Origin of the sequence: Stenotrophomonas sp. SPM, from assembly GCF_003105135.1 — a bacterium.
Classification (GTDB): domain Bacteria; phylum Pseudomonadota; class Gammaproteobacteria; order Xanthomonadales; family Xanthomonadaceae; genus Stenotrophomonas.
Window position 1 is genome coordinate 209,937 of sequence record NZ_QETL01000001.1, and the last position, 15,346, is coordinate 225,282.

The following is a 15,346-nucleotide window of genomic DNA, read 5'->3' on the forward strand; positions in this document are numbered from 1 at the left end:
CAACGCTTTACAGTTTGACGAACCGCTGGACCTTGCGCGCCAGCCAACCACTGAACACCAGTGGCGCATCCAGTGCCGACACGCAGATGCACGGCGCGCCCGGTGCGGTGACCGGCTGGTGCTCCACGTCTTCATCGAGATCAGCCACATCGCCTGGCGCGAACAGACCCAGTGCATCATTGTAGGCGCCGCGCAGGATGTGGGTGAGCTCGCTGCGGCCGTGGCTGTGCATCGGCAGGCACTTGCCCGGCGCGATCTTGAGCATGATCAGCGAAGGCATTTCCGCGGAGCGGATGCAATGCACGCCCGGTGCGATCCAGCGCCAGCGCAGCGCAGCCAGCGAGCGACCGAAGTACGGGTGCAGGGACGCCGGCAGATGGTCCGCGCCCACCTCCGGCCGCTCCACCGGCGGCGCGGCCGGCCGCGCGACGGCAATGGCAGCCACCGCAGGCTCGTCACGCTCCAGCTCGGCAAGCATGGCCGCACGCAACGCCTGACTGCGGCCGCCAACCACCATCGGCTGGGTCTGTTCAATCAGCGCCGCGCCGATGGCCTCGGCCTCGCGCAGGCGCTGGCGGCAATGCGGGCACTGCTCCAGGTGGGTGCCAACGACCACGCTCAGCGGCGCCGGCAACGCGCCGGCCGCATAGCTGAGCAGGGTCGATTCGTGCAGGTGGTGGTGAGGGTTCATGGCATGCCCCCCACCTTGGACTGCAGCTGCAGGAAAGCCCGGCGCAGGTGTGACTTCACCGTGCCCAGCGGCATTCCCAGCGCCTCGGATATCTCGCCGTGGCTCTTGGCTTCGAAATACGACATGCGCACCAGCCGGGCCTGCACTGCCGGCAGTTCGTTGATGCGCTGGCGCAGGCGGGCCTGGTCGGCATAGTGCTCGGCGCTGGTCTGTGACTGAGCGTCACTGCTGGCAGCTTCCTCCACCGCGGCCTGCACCTGCATCCAGCTGCGCTCATGGCGCACCCGATCGATCTGCAGGTTGCGTGCGATCCGGTACAGCCATGTGCTCAGCGCGCCCTGCGCCGCATCGTAGTCTGCCGCGCGCAGCCACAGCCGCAGCAGGCATTCCTGCGCAAGCTCCTCGGCCACCGCTTCGGGCGCGCCGAGCCCACGCAGGTAGACACACAGGCGCGGCATGAAGTGGTCGTAGATGCGCATGAAACAGGTGCGGTCGCGCAGACGCGCCACACCGTCCATGTCACCGGTCCAGTTCGTCGGCTCGCTGCTTGGCTGCTGGGAACTGGACACGATGCGTGCGGCGTCGAAGTCAAAGGAAGGGCTGGCGGCGTCAGGGTACATCCGGGCGGCGATCAGGCAGGTGAAGGGAGTCTGTGTGCTGTACGCACCAGAGGCCGGCTTGGATGCAGCCCGTTGCCCTGCATCCACCCGGGCCCGTCGTGCGTATGTTCAGCAGGCCAACCCGCCAGGACCCCCATGCATACCGCCGGTCTGCTGCTGTACCTGTCCACCGTGGCCAGCGCCACGCCCCTGCTGCGCAGCGAAGGCGTTGCCAGCCTGGCCGACGGCACCCCCGCCTACCGCGAGGTGCACTGGCGGCGCAAGGAGCCCGAAGGTGCGGCGCGCTGGGTGCAGTACCTGTGCCCGGACGGTCGCCCGTTCGCACGCAAGGAGCTGCCGGGCACCGCCCAGCCGCAGGCGCGGGGCTACCTGCTGCAGGACGGACGCAGCGGCCAGGCCGCCAAAGTGGTGGTGGCCGGCGGACAGGTCAGCATCGACTGGAAGGAGAGCGCGCCGGACGCGGAGCGGCGTGCGCAGGTGCCACTGCCTGCCGACGCGGTGATCGACACCGGCTTCGACGCCGCAGTGCGCGCGCACTGGCCTGCATTGATGAAGGGAAATGAGGTCCGCCTGCCCTTCCTGGTGCCGGGCCGGCAACGCTTCTACCCGGTCAGCGTGCGCCGTACCGGTGCGCTCACCTGGCAGGGAGCACCGGCACAGGCCATTGAGGTGCGCCTGGCCACTTGGTACGGCGCGGTCGCTCCGCGGCTGTCCCTGGTCTACGCAGATGACGACCGCCGACTGCTGGAGTTCCGCGGCACCAGCAACCTGCGTGATGGCCATGGCGTCTATCCGGCCGTCATTGTCCGCTTCGCCTCACCCGCGACGACGCGGCCACAGGCGCAGTGGCAGCAGGCCTGGGCACAACCGTTGGTGGCGTCCTGCGGCGTGAGCGACAGGTGAAGCAGTCTCGCAATGCCGATTGAGTGCATCCAATGCACGCTGTGCTGCGTAGATAGGGGCAGACACGCCCTCGAGACTTCGCCCATGTCAGCTGCTGCGCCCCTTCCACGCCGACGTGAGCGACTGCTGCGCACCCTGCGACGCTGGTTCGACACCGAGGCCGCCGCGGCGCAGGCCGACCCTGCGCAGCGCGGCCGCATCGATTGGCTCCGGGCCGTGCCGTTCGTGCTGCTGCATGTGGCGTGCCTGGGGGTGATCTGGGTCGGCGTGTCCTGGACCGCAGTAGCGGTGGCGCTGGCGCTGTACGCGGTGCGGATGTTCGCGATCACCGGCTTCTACCACCGCTACTTCTCGCACCGCACCTTCCAGGCCTCGCGCCCGGTGCAGTTCGTGTTCGCGGTGATCGGCGCGTCCAGCGTGCAGCGTGGCCCGTTGTGGTGGGCCGCCCACCACCGCCATCACCATCGCCATGCCGACCAGCCGCAGGACCCGCATTCGCCGAATGAAGGTGGATTCTGGCGCAGCCACATGGGCTGGTTCCTGACCCGTGAAGCCTTCGCCACGGATCTGGCGCGCGTGCCCGACCTGGCCCGTTTCCCGGAACTGCGCTGGCTGGACCGTTTTGACATCGCCGTGCCGGTGTTGCTGGCCGCAGGCCTGTACGGCCTTGGCGCACTGCTGGAACGCGTGGCACCCGGCCTGCACACGACGGGCCCGCAGCTGCTGGTCTGGGGCTTCTTCATTTCCACCGTGGTGCTGTTCCATGCCACGGTCACCATCAATTCGCTGGCCCACCGCTTCGGCAGCCGCCGCTTCGAGACGCGTGATGACAGCCGCAACAACCTGTGGCTGGCCCTGCTGACCTTCGGCGAGGGCTGGCACAACAACCACCACTTCTTCCCCGGCACCGCCCGCCAGGGCTTCCGCTGGTGGGAAGTGGACCTGACCTGGTACGGCCTGCGCCTGATGGCCGCCGCCGGCCTGGTCAGCGGATTGAAGCCGATACCCGAGTGGGTGCTGGCCAAGGCGAAGGACTGAGCATGCGCATCGCGGTCATCGGTTCGGGCATTGCGGGTCTGGCCAGCGCGTACTGGCTGGACGGCGAGCACGAAGTCACGCTGTATGAAGCCAACGACTACCTGGGCGGGCACACCCACACCCATCGGGTGCAGGTCGACGGGCAGCAGATGTCGGTCGACACCGGCTTCATCGTCTTCAATCCGCAGCACTATCCGCTGCTCACTTCCTTGTTCGACGAGCTGGGCGTGGCGTCGCAGCCCACCACCATGAGCTTTTCGATGCACAGCGACCGCAGTGGCGTGGAGTACAACGCCACCTCGCTGGACGGCCTGTTCTGCCAGCGCCGCAACCTGGTCTCGCCGCGCTTCTGGGGCATGCTGGCCGACCTGCGCCGCTTCTACCGGGAGGCACCGCTGCTGCTGGCCGAGGCCGAAGGCCCTACGCTGGGACAGTACCTGCGCCAGCAGCGCTTCGGCGATGCCTTCGTGGAGGAGCACCTGCTGCCGATGGCCTCGGCGCTGTGGTCCTCGCCGACCGCCACCGTGCTGGACTTCCCGGCGCGCTACCTGGTGCAGTTCATGGCCAACCACCAGATGCTGCAGATGACCGGCCGCCCACCGTGGCGCGTGGTCAAGGGCGGCTCGGCGCGCTACGTGGAAGCGCTGCGCAGCCGCTGGCGCGTGCATGAGCGGTTGGAAACGCCGGTGCAGGCGGTCGAGCGCATGCCGTGGGGCGCACGCGTGCACAGCTCGTCGGGTATTGAAGGCTTCGACAAGGTGATCCTGGCCTGCCACAGCGACCAGGCCCTTGCCCTGCTGGCAGACGCCGATCCGGTCGAAAACGCAGTGCTGGGCGCGATCCGCTACCAGGCCAATGAGGCCGTGCTGCACACCGACGCCTCACTGCTGCCCGCCAACCGCAAGGCCTGGGCCGCCTGGAACGCGCACGTGCCGGAAGATCCTTCGGCGCCCTGCACGGTCAGCTACTGCATGAACCTGCTGCAGGGCCTGCCCGGCGAGACGCCGCTGGTGGTGACCCTCAACCGCAGTGATGCCATCGATCCGTCCAAGGTGCTGCGCCGCCTGCACTACGCGCACCCCGTGCACGACCATGCCGCGGTGCGGGCACAGCAGCGCTGGGGCGAGATCCAGGGCCACCGCCACACCTGGTTCGCCGGTGCCTACTGGGGCTGGGGTTTCCATGAGGATGGCATCGCCAGCGCACGGCGCACGGTTGATGCGCTGCGCGCCCGCACCGGCATTGCATCACCGCTGCGGCCGACCGAGATCACGGCATGACCGCCAGCGCGCTCTATGTCGGGCAGGTGCAGCACCGGCGGCACCATCCGCATCCGCATGCGTTCCGCTACCCGGTGGCGCAGCTGCTTCTGGACCTGGACGAGCTGGACACGATCTTCGCCGGGCGCTGGCTGTGGTCGGTCAACCGCCGCAACCTCGCCGAGTTCCGCCGCAGCGACTACCTGGGCGATGCGAAGGTGCCACTGGCCGACGCTGTGCGCGACCACGCCGCCCCCGTGCTGGGCCGTCGCCCGGAAGGGCCCGTGCGGCTGCTGACCCACCTGCGTTTTGGCGGCCACGTGTTCAATCCAGTCAGCTTCTACTACTGCTACCAGGCCGACGGCAGCACCCTGGACTGCATCGTCGCCGACATCACCAATACGCCGTGGAAGGAGCGCCACGCCTACGTGCTGCCGGTCGAACAGGCGCAGCACGAAGGCGGCAGCCTGCGCTGGCAGTTCGACAAATGCTTCCACGTGTCGCCCTTCATGCCGATGGACTGCCGCTACGACTGGCGCTTCAACGCTCCCGGCGATGCGCTGCGTGTGCATATGCAGGTCTGGCGCGAGGGCGTGCGCCAGTTCGATGCGACCCAGTCCATGCAGCGCCATCCGCTGGATGGCCGCGGCCTGGCGCGGGTGCTGCTGGCCTACCCGCTGATGACCGTGCAGGTGGTCGCCGCCATCCACTGGCAGGCGCTGCGCCTGTGGCTGAAACGCAATCCCGTGCACGACCACCCTTCCCTTGCCGAGAAACCGCGATGAACAACCTGACGCCTTCGGTGGCCCTGCCCCGTGCCGGTGCACTGGACGCCTTCCTGCGCCGTCGCCTGCTGGCCCAGCTGGCGCCGATGCACGACGGCCAGCTGCGCGTCCGCGATGCCTTCGGCGAGGTACTGCTGGGCGATGGCCAGGGCCCGCTGCAGGCCATGGTGACCATCGACGACCCGGCTTTCTACCGCAAGGTCGCCGCGCAGGGCAGCGTCGGCGCGGGCGAGAGCTACATCCACGGCGACTGGCGCTGCGATGACCTGGTCGCACTGGTCCGCCTGCTGGTGCGCAACCGCGATCTGCTGGACGGCATGGAGCGCGGCCCGGCACGCGCCGCCGGCTGGCTGTTGCGCGGCTGGAACCGCCTGCGCCGGAACAGTCGCGAGGGCAGCCGCCGCAACATCGCCGCCCACTACGATCTCGGCAATGATTTCTTCGCGCTGTTCCTGTCGCCGGACCTGATGTATTCCTCGGCGCTGTACGCACAGGCGGACGAGCCGCTGGAAGTGGCCTCTACCCGCAAGCTGGACCGCATCTGCCAGCAGCTGCACCTGCAGCCGGGCGACCGCGTGGTCGAGATCGGTACCGGCTGGGGTGGTTTTGCCGTGCATGCGGCGCGCCATTACGGCTGTCACGTCACCACTACCACCATTTCCGCCGAACAGCACGCACTGGCCGTGCAGCGCGTGCAGGACGCAGGCCTGCAGGAGCGGGTGACCGTGCTGATGCAGGACTACCGCGACCTTCAGGGCCAGTTCGACAAACTGGTCTCCATTGAGATGATCGAGGCCATCGGCGCCGAGTTCCTCGACACCTACATGGGCACCCTGCAGCGCCTGCTGAAGCCCGACGGCGTGGCGCTGCTGCAGGCGATCACCATCGAAGACCACCGCTACGAACAGGCGCGGCGCAGCGTCGACTACATCAAGCGCTTCGTGTTCCCGGGCAGCTTCATTCCTTCGATCAACGCGATCATGGCGGCCAAGACCCGGGCCAGCGACCTGCAGCTGATCGCCCAGCAGGACTTCGGCCATTCCTACGCGCTCACCCTGCGCGCCTGGCGCCAGCGCTTCCTGGCCCAGCGCGCCGCCGTGCAGGCACAGGGTTTCGACGAGCGCTTCTGCCGCATGTGGGAGTTCTACCTGGCCTACTGCGAGGGTGGTTTCCTGGAGCGCTCCATCGGCGTGTCGCACCTGCTGCTGGCACGGCCGGGCCATTGCACCGACGTCCCCGTCGACAGCGAGGCCTGAGATGGGAGGCCTTACATGAGACGGACCTGGTTCAACCTGCTCGGCAACCAGCTGGTCTGGCTGTGCGCGGTGTCTGGCGCGGGCCGCGGCTGGCAATGGCCGGCACTGCTGGCCGCGGCGCTGTATGTCGCCAGCCAGCTGCTGACCAGCCCGGTGCCGCGCATTGACCTGCGCCTGCTGCTGCTCGCCCTCGCCTGCGCCTGGTTGGTGGATGGCATCGCCGCCGCCAGCGGTACCGTGCGCTATGCCGCCGCGCCGCTGGACTGGGCACCGCCGCCGTGGATCATGGCGCTGTGGGCGGCCTTCGCGATGACCCTGACCAGTTCGATGACCTTCCTGCATCGGCACCGCCTGCTGCCAGCGCTGTTCGGCCTGCTGCTGGCACCGCTGGCCTATCTTTCGGCGGCGCGCGGTTTCCAGGCCGTGCAGTTCAGTTCACCCGTTTGGCAGGGCGTCCTGCTCTTGGGCGTTGGCTGGAGCATTGCCCTCTCGTTGCTGTGCGCGCTGGCACGCCGCAGCGTTGACAAGGCGGTCGAACACACAAAAGGAGTGCGCGCATGAACCTGCTTGGCTGGGTGCTGCTGTACGCAGTGCTGGTGATGTGCTGGGGCTGGGCCTGGCAGCGCCGCCACTGCAACATCGGTGTGGTCGACGTGCTGTGGGCCAAGGGCGTGGCCGCAGGTGCACTGCTGCTGGCCTGGCTGGGTGACGGCGGCCTGCAACCGCGCATCGCACTGGCGGTGCTGGGCGGCCTGTGGGGCAGCCGGCTGGCTTTGCATCTGTGGCGTCGCGTGCGCAGCGAAGACGAGGACGGTCGCTACCGCTATCTGCGCGAACACTGGAACGGCCATCAAGGAAAGATCTTCGGCTTCTTCATGGCGCAGGCGCTGCTGGTGGTGCTGTTCGCCCTGCCGTTCCTGGCCGTGGCCCGCAACCCGGCCACCGGCCATGCCGGCTGGATCGCCGCCGCCGTGGCGGTATGGCTGCTCAGCGTCGGTGGCGAAGCACTGGCCGACCGCCAGCTCGCACGCTTCCGCGCCGACCCCGCCAACAAGGGCAAGACCTGCCGACAGGGGCTGTGGCGCTACTCGCGCCATCCCAACTATTTCTTCGAGTGGCTGCACTGGTTCACCTATGTGCTGCTGGCCGTCGGCTCACCGCTGTGGTGGCTGGCTTGGTCGGGCCCGGTGGTGATGTACCTGTTCCTGCGCTACCTCAGCGGCGTCCCCTTCACAGAAAAACAGGCCCTGCGCAGCCGCGGCGAAGACTACCGCGACTACCAGCGCAGCACCCCGATGTTCTTCCCGTGGTTCCCCCGCACTTCCCCTTCCCAGGACCGCACGCCATGAATGCCACCAGCACGCTGCACCCTCCCGTCGAGATCGAAGGCGGCCTGACCGGCTGGGCCGAACGCGGCTGGATCCCGGACGCGGCCCTGCGTGCAGGCATACGTCGCCTGTGCGCGCAGCGCCTGCAGGAAGAGGACGAAGGCGGCCAGGAAGGACAGTCGGTGCGCTTCCAGCGCCGCATCGCCGAACTGGCCGGCAGCCCGCTCGCACTGCACGTCGATGCCGCCAACCGCCAGCACTACGAAGTGCCGGCCGCATTCTTCCAGGCCTGCCTCGGCAAGCGCCTGAAGTACAGCAGCTGCTACTACCGCACCGGTCACGAAACCTTGGACGACGCCGAAGAGGCGATGCTGGAACTGTATGGGCAGCGCGCCGGGCTGCGCGATGGCCAGGATATCCTCGAACTCGGCTGTGGCTGGGGTTCGTTGACCCTGTGGATGGCCGAGCGCTACCCGAATGCACGCATCACCGCAGTGTCCAATTCAAACAGCCAGCGCGAGCACATCATGGGTCAGTGCCAGGCACGGGGCCTGCGCAACGTCGAGGTGCTCACCCGCGACGTGAACCAGCTGGAGCTGCCGACCGCGCGATTCGATCGCTGCGTGTCGGTGGAAATGTTCGAACACGTGCGCAACTACCAGCAGCTGCTGCAGCGCATCGCCGGCTGGCTGCGGCCGGACGGTGCCCTGTTCGTGCACATTTTCGCCCACCGCACGCTGATGTACCCGTTCGAGACCGAAGGCGATGACAACTGGATGGGGCGGCACTTCTTCACCGGTGGCCTGATGCCAGCCGCCGACACCCTCCTGCATTTCCAGCAACACCTGCAGCTGGACCAGCGCTGGCTGCTCGACGGCACGCACTACCAGCGCACCGCCAACCACTGGCTGGACAACCAGGACGCCGCCCGCGCCCAGCTGATGCCGATCCTGCAGTCAACCTACGGCGAGGCCGCCGCGCGCATCTGGTGGCAGCGCTGGCGCATGTTCTGGATGGCCTGCGCCGAGTTGTTCGGCTATGACCAAGGCCAGCAGTGGCTCGTCGCCCATTACCTGTTCCGCCCCCGCTGAAGGAGACTGGCCATGCGTATGCCCCCCTTGTTCACCCTGCTGACGTTGGCCCTGTTCGGCACCGGCTGCAGCAGCCAGGACACCCGGCCACTGCCACGTGAGCCGTCGGTGGACGTCCCACGCTTCATGGGCGACTGGTATGTGATCGCCCACATCCCCTCGCCGCCAGAGCGCGAGGCTTTCGACGCCGTCGAAAGCTATTCCCTGCGGCCGGATGGACGCATCCAGACCACCTTCACGTACCGCAAAGGCAGCTTCCAGGCGCCATACAAGAGCATGCACCCGGTCGGCCGGGTGGAGAAAGAAGGCGCCGGCGCGGTGTGGGGCATGCAGTTCATCTGGCCGATCCAGGCCGAGTACATCATTGCCTGGCTGGACGCGGACTATCGGCAGACGATTGTCGGCCGTAGCAAGCGCGATTACGTCTGGTACATGGCGCGCACGCCGCAAGTGTCGCCGCAGGACTACCAGGCCGCCGTCGAGCGCATCGCTGCCATGGGCTATGACACCTCGAAGCTTAGGAAGGTCCCGCAGTCCGTACGCTGATCCTGCCAGATGAATGGCCGCCACCATGACTGGTGGCGAGCCACCGCCCCGCTCCTCTATAGTCAGCCGGGCACGACAGGCATGGTGCCTGTCCGGTAACCACAGGGAGCAGGTCATGGGTCTGGTACAGGCGGTCAAGGGTGCAGTGGGCGGTGTTCTGGCCGACCAGTGGAAGGATTTCTACACCGTGCCGACGGGCCTGCCGTCGACCGCGGCCCTGTTCGCGGCCGTGCCGCAGGGCACCAATGCCGGCCGTGGTTCCAATACCAGCGGTTCGTCCAACATCATCAGCAATGGCTCGAAGATCGTCGTGCCCGAAGGCTATGGCCTGCTGCTGTTCCAGGACGGCGCGATCACCGCCTTCGTGGCCGAGCCGGGCGGCTACGAGTGGCGCTCGGACGACCTCAACTCGCAGTCGCTCTTCGCCGGCGACGGGCTAGTCAGTACCTTCATCAAGCAGAGCTGGGAACGCTTCAAGTTCGGCGGCCAGCCTGGCTCGCAGCAGGCCGCCTTCTTCGTGTCGCTGAAGGAACTGCCGGACAATCGCTTCGGCACCCAGTCGGAAATCTACTGGGACGATGCCTTCCTCAACACCCAGGTTGGCGCGGTCACCCGTGGCTCGTACACGCTGAAGATCATCGACCCGATCCTGTTCGTAAAGAACTTCGTGCCGGCCAGCTACCTGCGTCCGGGCCAGGTCTTCGACTTCACCGACATGGACAATGCCGCCGCCACCCAGCTGTTCAATGAAGTGGTGGGTTCGCTGGCACCGGCGTTCAGTCTGTACAGCAACGATCCGTCCAAGGGCAACCGCATCACCAAGCTGCAGCAGGATTCCATCGGCTTCGCGCAGAGCCTGTCGGCCGCCGTCGAACAGGCCTACCAGTGGAAGTCCGACCGCGGCCTGGCCATCGTCAAGACCGCCATCGTTTCGATCGAGTACGACGCCAACACCCGTGAACTGCTGAAGACCGTGCAGCGCGCCGATGCGCTGTCCGGTTCGCGCGGCAATTCCAACCTGCAGGCCAGCGTGGCCCAGGGCATCCAGTCGGCCGGCGAGAACGGCGGCGCGGCGGGCCTGGTCGGCGTCGGCATGGCCTCGGGCATGTTCGGTGCGGGCAGCCTGCAGCAGCCGACTGCGCCGTCCGCCGATGATCCGGTGGCCAAGCTGAAGAAGGCCAAGGAAATGCTCGACCTGGGCCTGATCACCCAGGGCGACTACGATGCGCTGAAGGCCAAGGCGCTGGGCCTGTAAGCCGCCGGACGCGCAGACCCATGTCCGACCCCAGAAACGGTCCTCCGCCGCTGCCCCAGGCCGCCCCCGCTTCGCCCCCGCCGTTGCCGGCGGCGAAGCTCGACGGTCCGGGTTCGCCGCAGGACGTCCCGCCCCTGCCTGGCAGCTTCCCGCTGGATACCAGCACGCTGCCGCAGGCTATCCGTGATGAAGTCGAAGCGCCCGATCCGCTGGCCATCGACACGTCGGCCAGCGAACTGAAGGACGGCCTTAACCGCTGCCCGAAGTGCGGCAGCACCGACATCCGCCCCAGGCTCGGCACCGACGTCCTGGTCTGCCTGTACTGCCGTCACGAATGGTATGGCGCGCGGGTGGAGGAGGAATTCGGGCTGGGTGAAGCGCTCGACCAGCTGCAGGGCACGATCATCGCCTCCGGCGCCCGCGACATCGACGCCGACACCTCGGCGCTGATGACCTTCAAGTGCGGCGGCTGTGGTGCCGAGGTCACGGTCAACACCGAAAGCACGATGACCGCGCGCTGCCACTGGTGCCGCCACGTGTTCGGCGTCAACGAGCAGATCAGCAACGGCGCCGTGCCCGATGCCGTGTTGCCCTTCCACATCAGGAAGGACGATGCGGTTGCGCGCATCCGCCAGTTCGTCGACAAGCGCCGGATGTTCGCGCTGAAGGCCTTCAAGGACCAGTTCACCCCGGAAAACGTGGTGGGCGTGTACCTGCCCTACATGATCGTGGACAGCAATGTCAGCGCGGCCGTGGCAGGCAAGGGCGAGATCAAGACCCGCGAGTACACCCGCGGCACCGAGAAGAACAAGCAGACCTACTACGACGCGGACATCTACCAGGTCGAGCGCCAGGTCGAATTCACCGTCGACGACCTGCCGCTGGAATCCTCGACCGAGCGCGGCAACCTCGACACGCGCACCAACACCAACAACATCATCAACACCATCCTGCCGTTCGATACCAAGAACGCGGTGAAGTGGAACGCGTCCTACCTGGCGGGCTTCACCTCCGAGAAGCGCAACGTGGATGTGGAGAAGCTGCGCCCACGGCTGGAAGACCAGCTGCTGTCGATCGCCCGCGCGCAGGTCGAAGCCAGCGTGCGCCGCTACGACCGTGGCGTGCGCTGGGAGCAGGAATGGCTGGACGTGCACGGCAGCCGCTGGGTGTCGATGTACCTGCCGGTCTGGCTGTACTCCTACCACCAGCCCGGCGCCAACGGCGGCATGCTGCACTACATCGCGGTGAACGGCCGTACCGGCGAAACCATGGGCAGCGTCCCCGTGCAGCAGTGGAAGATGCTGCTGGCCGCCCTGGCGACCGGTACGGTCATCGAAGCCCTCGCAATTGCCTTCCTGGTGGCGACAACATGAGTGACGACAGTGGTCTCTGGTTGCTGGCGGCCGGCCCGGCCGGTGCTACCGCGCTGTACTGGGCGCTGTACCGCTATTACCGCAACACCGACAAATCGCATTCGTTCGAACACGAAACCGCGATCGATGCCAAGCCGGTGACCGGCTCGGACCGTCGCGTGGATTCGATCACCGGTACGCAGGAACGGCGCGTGCGCGGTGACAACGTCTACGAGTACCGCAAACGCGTGATGCGGGTGAAGCCCGGTGGCGATTGACACGGCACCACGCTGCCGTGACGCGGCGGTGATCTAGACTGGCGGCCCATGTTATGCCTGCCCCTGCCTGGGGTGGGCAGCGCCCCGCCGTTCGAGATCGTCCGTGAACCAGCCTCCTGTTCCCCAGCCGCAAGCCGCCCATGCCTCCGACAGCGTGAACATGGCGCTGGCAGCGGGTGCCATCGTCGGCACCTGGTTCTGGGATGTGCCAAACGACCAGCTGACCGTTGATGAAGCGCTCGCACGCGCGTTCGGGCTGGACCCGGCGCTTGCGCAGCGCAAGCTGCAGCTGCACGAGGTGCTGGGCACGGTGCACCCCGATGACCTGGCAGGGCTGACCTCGGCCATCGAGCATGCCGTGCGGCACGGCGGCCGCTTTGCGCATCAGTACCGCACGCGCGGCACTGACGGCGGCTACCACTGGCTGGAAAGCATCGGCCGCGTCGACCTGGACGAGAACGGTCGGGCACTGCGCTTCCCCGGCGTCCTCATCGACATCGACGAACGGCTGCGGGTGCAGGCCGAGCGTGACCAGGCCCAGGCCCTGCTGCGCTCCTTCGTTGAGGCCGCGCCGGGCGTGATGTATGCCAAGGATCGCCAAGGCCGCCTGCTGATGGGCAACAGCGGCACAACGGCACTGATCGGGCGCCCCCCGGCGGAGTATGTTGGGCGGACCGATGCCGAACTGTTGGCCAACCCCGCCCAGGCTGCGGCGGTGATGGCCACCGACGAGCGGGTAATGTCCAGCGGCTGCAGCGAGCAGGTGGAAGAGGAAGTCAGCTTTCCGGACGGCCGCCGGGCCTGGTGGCTGTCGACCAAGGCGCCGCTGCGCAATGGCGACGGCGAAGTGATCGGCCTGGTCGGTACCTCGCTGGACATCACCGACCGCAAGTCGGCCGAGGCCGAGCGCCTCGATATCGAGGAGCGCTATCGGCTCGCTGCGCAGGCCACCAACGATGCGATCTGGGACTGGCGCATGGTCGACGGACACGTCGTCTGGAACGAAGCGCTGTCCAGCCTGTTCGGGCACCCGGTGAAGGAGACCAGCGCGCAGTGGTGGCTCGACCACATCCATCCCGAAGACCGCGACCGCATCGACCGCAACATCCACGCCGTCATCGACGCCGACGGCATCACCTGGACCGGCGAGTATCGCTTCCGCCGTGCGGATGGCAGCTATGCGGCCGTCCTCGACCGCGGTGCGGTGCTGCGCGACGCTGACGGGTGGCCGCTGCGGATGATCGGCGCCATGCTCGACCTGTCCGGACGCAAGGCGGCGGAGGCGGCGCTGGCCGAGGGTGAGGAGCGCCTGCGCCTGGCCACGGAAGCAGGCGAGCTTGGGCTATGGGACCTGGACCTGGTGCAGAATGTCCTGCTCTGGCCCAAGCGCATGAAGGCGATGTTCGGCATCTCGCCCGACGCGGAGGTGGACTTCGAGGATTTCCGCAACGGCCTGCACCCGGACGACCGTGCCGCGACGCTGGCGGCTTTCGATGCATCCGCCGATCCGCAGCAGCGTGCCAACTACGATGTGGAATACCGCACGGTCGGCAAGGAAGATGGCGTGGTGCGCTGGGTCGCGGCCAAGGGCCGGGGCATTTTCGAGGCCGGCCGCTGCGTACGCCTGCTGGGCGTGGCCATCGACATCACCGCTCGCAAGGCAGCCGACGAACGCTTGCGCGAGTTGAACGAGCAGCTGGAGGCGCGGGTGCGTGCCGAAGTGGCCGAGCGCATGCGGGTGGAAGACGCGCTGCGGCAGAGCCGCAAGATGGAAGCCGTCGGCCAGCTCAGCGGCGGCATCGCGCACGACTTCAACAACATGCTGGCCACGGTGATCGGCCCGCTGGACCTGCTGGCGCTGCGCATCGGCGACAGTGATGCGCGCGCGGTGCGCTACATCGAGATGGCCCTGGACGGCGCCCAGCGTGCCGCTCAGCTGACCCAGCGGCTGCTGGCCTTCTCGCGCCAGCAGCCGCTGCAGCCGGTGGCGGTGGACGTGAACCATCTGGTGGCCGGCATGACCGATCTGCTGGTGCACTCGCTCGGCAGCAGCGTCATCCTCGAAACCGTGCTGGGCGGCGGCCAGTGGTGGACGCACGCCGATGCCAACCAGCTGGAGAACGTCATCCTCAACCTGGCGGTGAACGCGCGCGACGCCATGCCAGGTGGCGGCCGCCTGACGCTGCAGACCAGCAACTGCCCGATCGACCTGGCCAGCGTGGCCGAGCACGGCGGCATCCCCACCGGTGATTACGTGCGCATCGCCGTGACCGACACCGGCGGCGGCATGGCGCCCGAGGTGATGGCGCGCGCGTTCGATCCGTTCTTCACTACCAAGCCGGTCGGCCAGGGCACCGGCCTGGGCCTGTCGCAGGTCTATGGCTTCGTGCAGCAGTCCAACGGGCACGTCCGCCTGCAATCCGCGCCCGGCGCGGGTACCACTGTCATCATCTACCTGCCGCGCCTGCTCGCCGAGGTGGACGCACTGCCACCGGCCAAGGCCGATGTGGCGCCGCTGTCCGGCGGTGGCGCCGAGCAGATCCTGGTGGTGGACGATGACGCGGCGGTACGCGCGTTCTCGGTCGATGCATTGTCCGAACTCGGCTACCGGGTACTGTCGGCCGATGGGGCTGCCAGCGCCCTGCCCCTGCTGCAGGCCCACCCCGGCATCGCGCTGCTGTTCACCGACGTGGTGATGCCCGAAGTCAACGGCCGCCAGCTCGCCGACGAAGCCATGGCGCGGCATCCGCACCTGAAGGTCCTGTTCGCCACCGGCAACAGTCGCAATGCCCTGGTCGACGACGGCGTGCTCGACGCGCATGTGCAGCTGATCGGCAAGCCCTTCACCATCGGCGAACTGGCCTCGCGCGTCCGCGCCGTCCTCTCCGCGGAACGCTGAGCGTCAGCGCTTCCCTGCGGGCAGCGAAGGTCGAGTTCTCCGGCT

The 15,346-nt window shown here is 67.7% G+C and carries 15 protein-coding genes; 13 read left to right on the top strand and 2 right to left on the bottom strand.

Going from position 1 to position 15,346, the window contains the following annotated elements; genetic code table 11:
* Positions 1-7: 7 nt before the first annotated feature.
* Together DCO49_RS00920 and DCO49_RS00925 are read right to left on the bottom strand one after the other, a co-directional pair.
* Positions 8-691 carry a ChrR family anti-sigma-E factor gene (locus DCO49_RS00920; protein ID WP_116862371.1) on the bottom strand — a complete coding sequence of 228 codons (684 nt, stop codon included), beginning with the start codon at positions 689-691 and terminating at the stop codon, positions 8-10.
* On the bottom strand, positions 688-1,311 hold the full coding sequence (locus tag DCO49_RS00925; protein ID WP_116862372.1) for a sigma-70 family RNA polymerase sigma factor: 624 nt from the start codon (positions 1,309-1,311) through the stop codon (positions 688-690). The genes DCO49_RS00920 and DCO49_RS00925 overlap by 4 nt, the downstream gene beginning before the upstream one ends.
* Positions 1,312-1,446: 135 nt before the next feature.
* Between DCO49_RS00925 and DCO49_RS00930 the strand changes: the two genes are divergently transcribed.
* From DCO49_RS00930 to DCO49_RS00990, 13 genes are all read left to right on the top strand, one after another.
* Entirely contained in the window at positions 1,447-2,214 is a 768-nt protein-coding gene (locus DCO49_RS00930; protein ID WP_116862373.1) for a hypothetical protein, read from the top strand.
* Positions 2,215-2,298: 84 nt separating this feature from the next.
* Entirely contained in the window at positions 2,299-3,252 is a 954-nt protein-coding gene (locus tag DCO49_RS00935; RefSeq protein WP_116862374.1) for an acyl-CoA desaturase, read from the top strand.
* Between the two features lie 2 nt (positions 3,253-3,254).
* Positions 3,255-4,532: an FAD-dependent oxidoreductase gene (locus DCO49_RS00940; protein WP_116862375.1), complete on the top strand. Its 1,278-nt coding sequence runs from the start codon at positions 3,255-3,257 to the stop codon at positions 4,530-4,532.
* Entirely contained in the window at positions 4,529-5,296 is a 768-nt protein-coding gene (locus tag DCO49_RS00945) for a DUF1365 domain-containing protein (protein WP_116862376.1), read from the top strand. The genes DCO49_RS00940 and DCO49_RS00945 overlap by 4 nt, the downstream gene beginning before the upstream one ends.
* Positions 5,293-6,552 (top strand): cyclopropane-fatty-acyl-phospholipid synthase family protein, encoded by a 1,260-nt coding sequence (locus tag DCO49_RS00950; protein WP_116862377.1) that lies wholly within the window; start codon positions 5,293-5,295, stop codon positions 6,550-6,552. Before DCO49_RS00945 ends, DCO49_RS00950 begins: the two co-directional genes overlap by 4 nt.
* A gap of 15 nt (positions 6,553-6,567) precedes the next feature.
* Positions 6,568-7,113 (top strand): DUF2878 domain-containing protein, encoded by a 546-nt coding sequence (locus DCO49_RS00955; RefSeq protein ID WP_116862378.1) that lies wholly within the window; start codon positions 6,568-6,570, stop codon positions 7,111-7,113.
* Positions 7,110-7,901: a DUF1295 domain-containing protein gene (locus DCO49_RS00960; protein ID WP_116862379.1), complete on the top strand. Its 792-nt coding sequence runs from the start codon at positions 7,110-7,112 to the stop codon at positions 7,899-7,901. The genes DCO49_RS00955 and DCO49_RS00960 overlap by 4 nt, the downstream gene beginning before the upstream one ends.
* Positions 7,898-8,971 carry a class I SAM-dependent methyltransferase gene (locus tag DCO49_RS00965; RefSeq protein WP_116862380.1) on the top strand — a complete coding sequence of 358 codons (1,074 nt, stop codon included), beginning with the start codon at positions 7,898-7,900 and terminating at the stop codon, positions 8,969-8,971. The genes DCO49_RS00960 and DCO49_RS00965 overlap by 4 nt, the downstream gene beginning before the upstream one ends.
* 12 nt (positions 8,972-8,983) lie before the next feature.
* On the top strand, positions 8,984-9,517 hold the full coding sequence (locus DCO49_RS00970; RefSeq protein ID WP_116862381.1) for a lipocalin family protein: 534 nt from the start codon (positions 8,984-8,986) through the stop codon (positions 9,515-9,517).
* Between the two features lie 115 nt (positions 9,518-9,632).
* Entirely contained in the window at positions 9,633-10,772 is a 1,140-nt protein-coding gene (locus DCO49_RS00975; RefSeq protein WP_116862382.1) for an SPFH domain-containing protein, read from the top strand.
* Positions 10,773-10,792: 20 nt separating this feature from the next.
* A complete protein-coding gene (locus DCO49_RS00980; protein WP_116862383.1) occupies positions 10,793-12,145 on the top strand; it encodes a TFIIB-type zinc ribbon-containing protein in 1,353 nt (450 codons plus the stop codon).
* Positions 12,142-12,402, top strand: coding sequence for a hypothetical protein (locus DCO49_RS00985; protein WP_116862384.1), 261 nt, complete (start codon positions 12,142-12,144; stop codon positions 12,400-12,402). The genes DCO49_RS00980 and DCO49_RS00985 overlap by 4 nt, the downstream gene beginning before the upstream one ends.
* Before the next feature lie 103 nt (positions 12,403-12,505).
* On the top strand, positions 12,506-15,301 hold the full coding sequence (locus DCO49_RS00990) for a PAS domain-containing protein (RefSeq protein WP_243402603.1): 2,796 nt from the start codon (positions 12,506-12,508) through the stop codon (positions 15,299-15,301).
* Positions 15,302-15,346: the final 45 nt, after the last annotated feature.

Coding starts and splice junctions, on each gene's coding strand:
- DCO49_RS00965 (WP_116862380.1), top strand. CDS start 7,898: ATGAATGCCACCAGCACGCTGCACCCTCCCGTCGAGATCGAAGGCGGC.
- DCO49_RS00925 (WP_116862372.1), bottom strand. CDS start 1,311: ATGTACCCTGACGCCGCCAGCCCTTCCTTTGACTTCGACGCCGCACGC.
- DCO49_RS00970 (WP_116862381.1), top strand. CDS start 8,984: ATGCGTATGCCCCCCTTGTTCACCCTGCTGACGTTGGCCCTGTTCGGC.
- DCO49_RS00950 (WP_116862377.1), top strand. CDS start 5,293: ATGAACAACCTGACGCCTTCGGTGGCCCTGCCCCGTGCCGGTGCACTG.
- DCO49_RS00920 (WP_116862371.1), bottom strand. CDS start 691: ATGAACCCTCACCACCACCTGCACGAATCGACCCTGCTCAGCTATGCG.
- DCO49_RS00940 (WP_116862375.1), top strand. CDS start 3,255: ATGCGCATCGCGGTCATCGGTTCGGGCATTGCGGGTCTGGCCAGCGCG.
- DCO49_RS00955 (WP_116862378.1), top strand. CDS start 6,568: ATGAGACGGACCTGGTTCAACCTGCTCGGCAACCAGCTGGTCTGGCTG.
- DCO49_RS00930 (WP_116862373.1), top strand. CDS start 1,447: ATGCATACCGCCGGTCTGCTGCTGTACCTGTCCACCGTGGCCAGCGCC.
- DCO49_RS00935 (WP_116862374.1), top strand. CDS start 2,299: ATGTCAGCTGCTGCGCCCCTTCCACGCCGACGTGAGCGACTGCTGCGC.
- DCO49_RS00960 (WP_116862379.1), top strand. CDS start 7,110: ATGAACCTGCTTGGCTGGGTGCTGCTGTACGCAGTGCTGGTGATGTGC.
- DCO49_RS00985 (WP_116862384.1), top strand. CDS start 12,142: ATGAGTGACGACAGTGGTCTCTGGTTGCTGGCGGCCGGCCCGGCCGGT.
- DCO49_RS00975 (WP_116862382.1), top strand. CDS start 9,633: ATGGGTCTGGTACAGGCGGTCAAGGGTGCAGTGGGCGGTGTTCTGGCC.
- DCO49_RS00945 (WP_116862376.1), top strand. CDS start 4,529: ATGACCGCCAGCGCGCTCTATGTCGGGCAGGTGCAGCACCGGCGGCAC.
- DCO49_RS00980 (WP_116862383.1), top strand. CDS start 10,793: ATGTCCGACCCCAGAAACGGTCCTCCGCCGCTGCCCCAGGCCGCCCCC.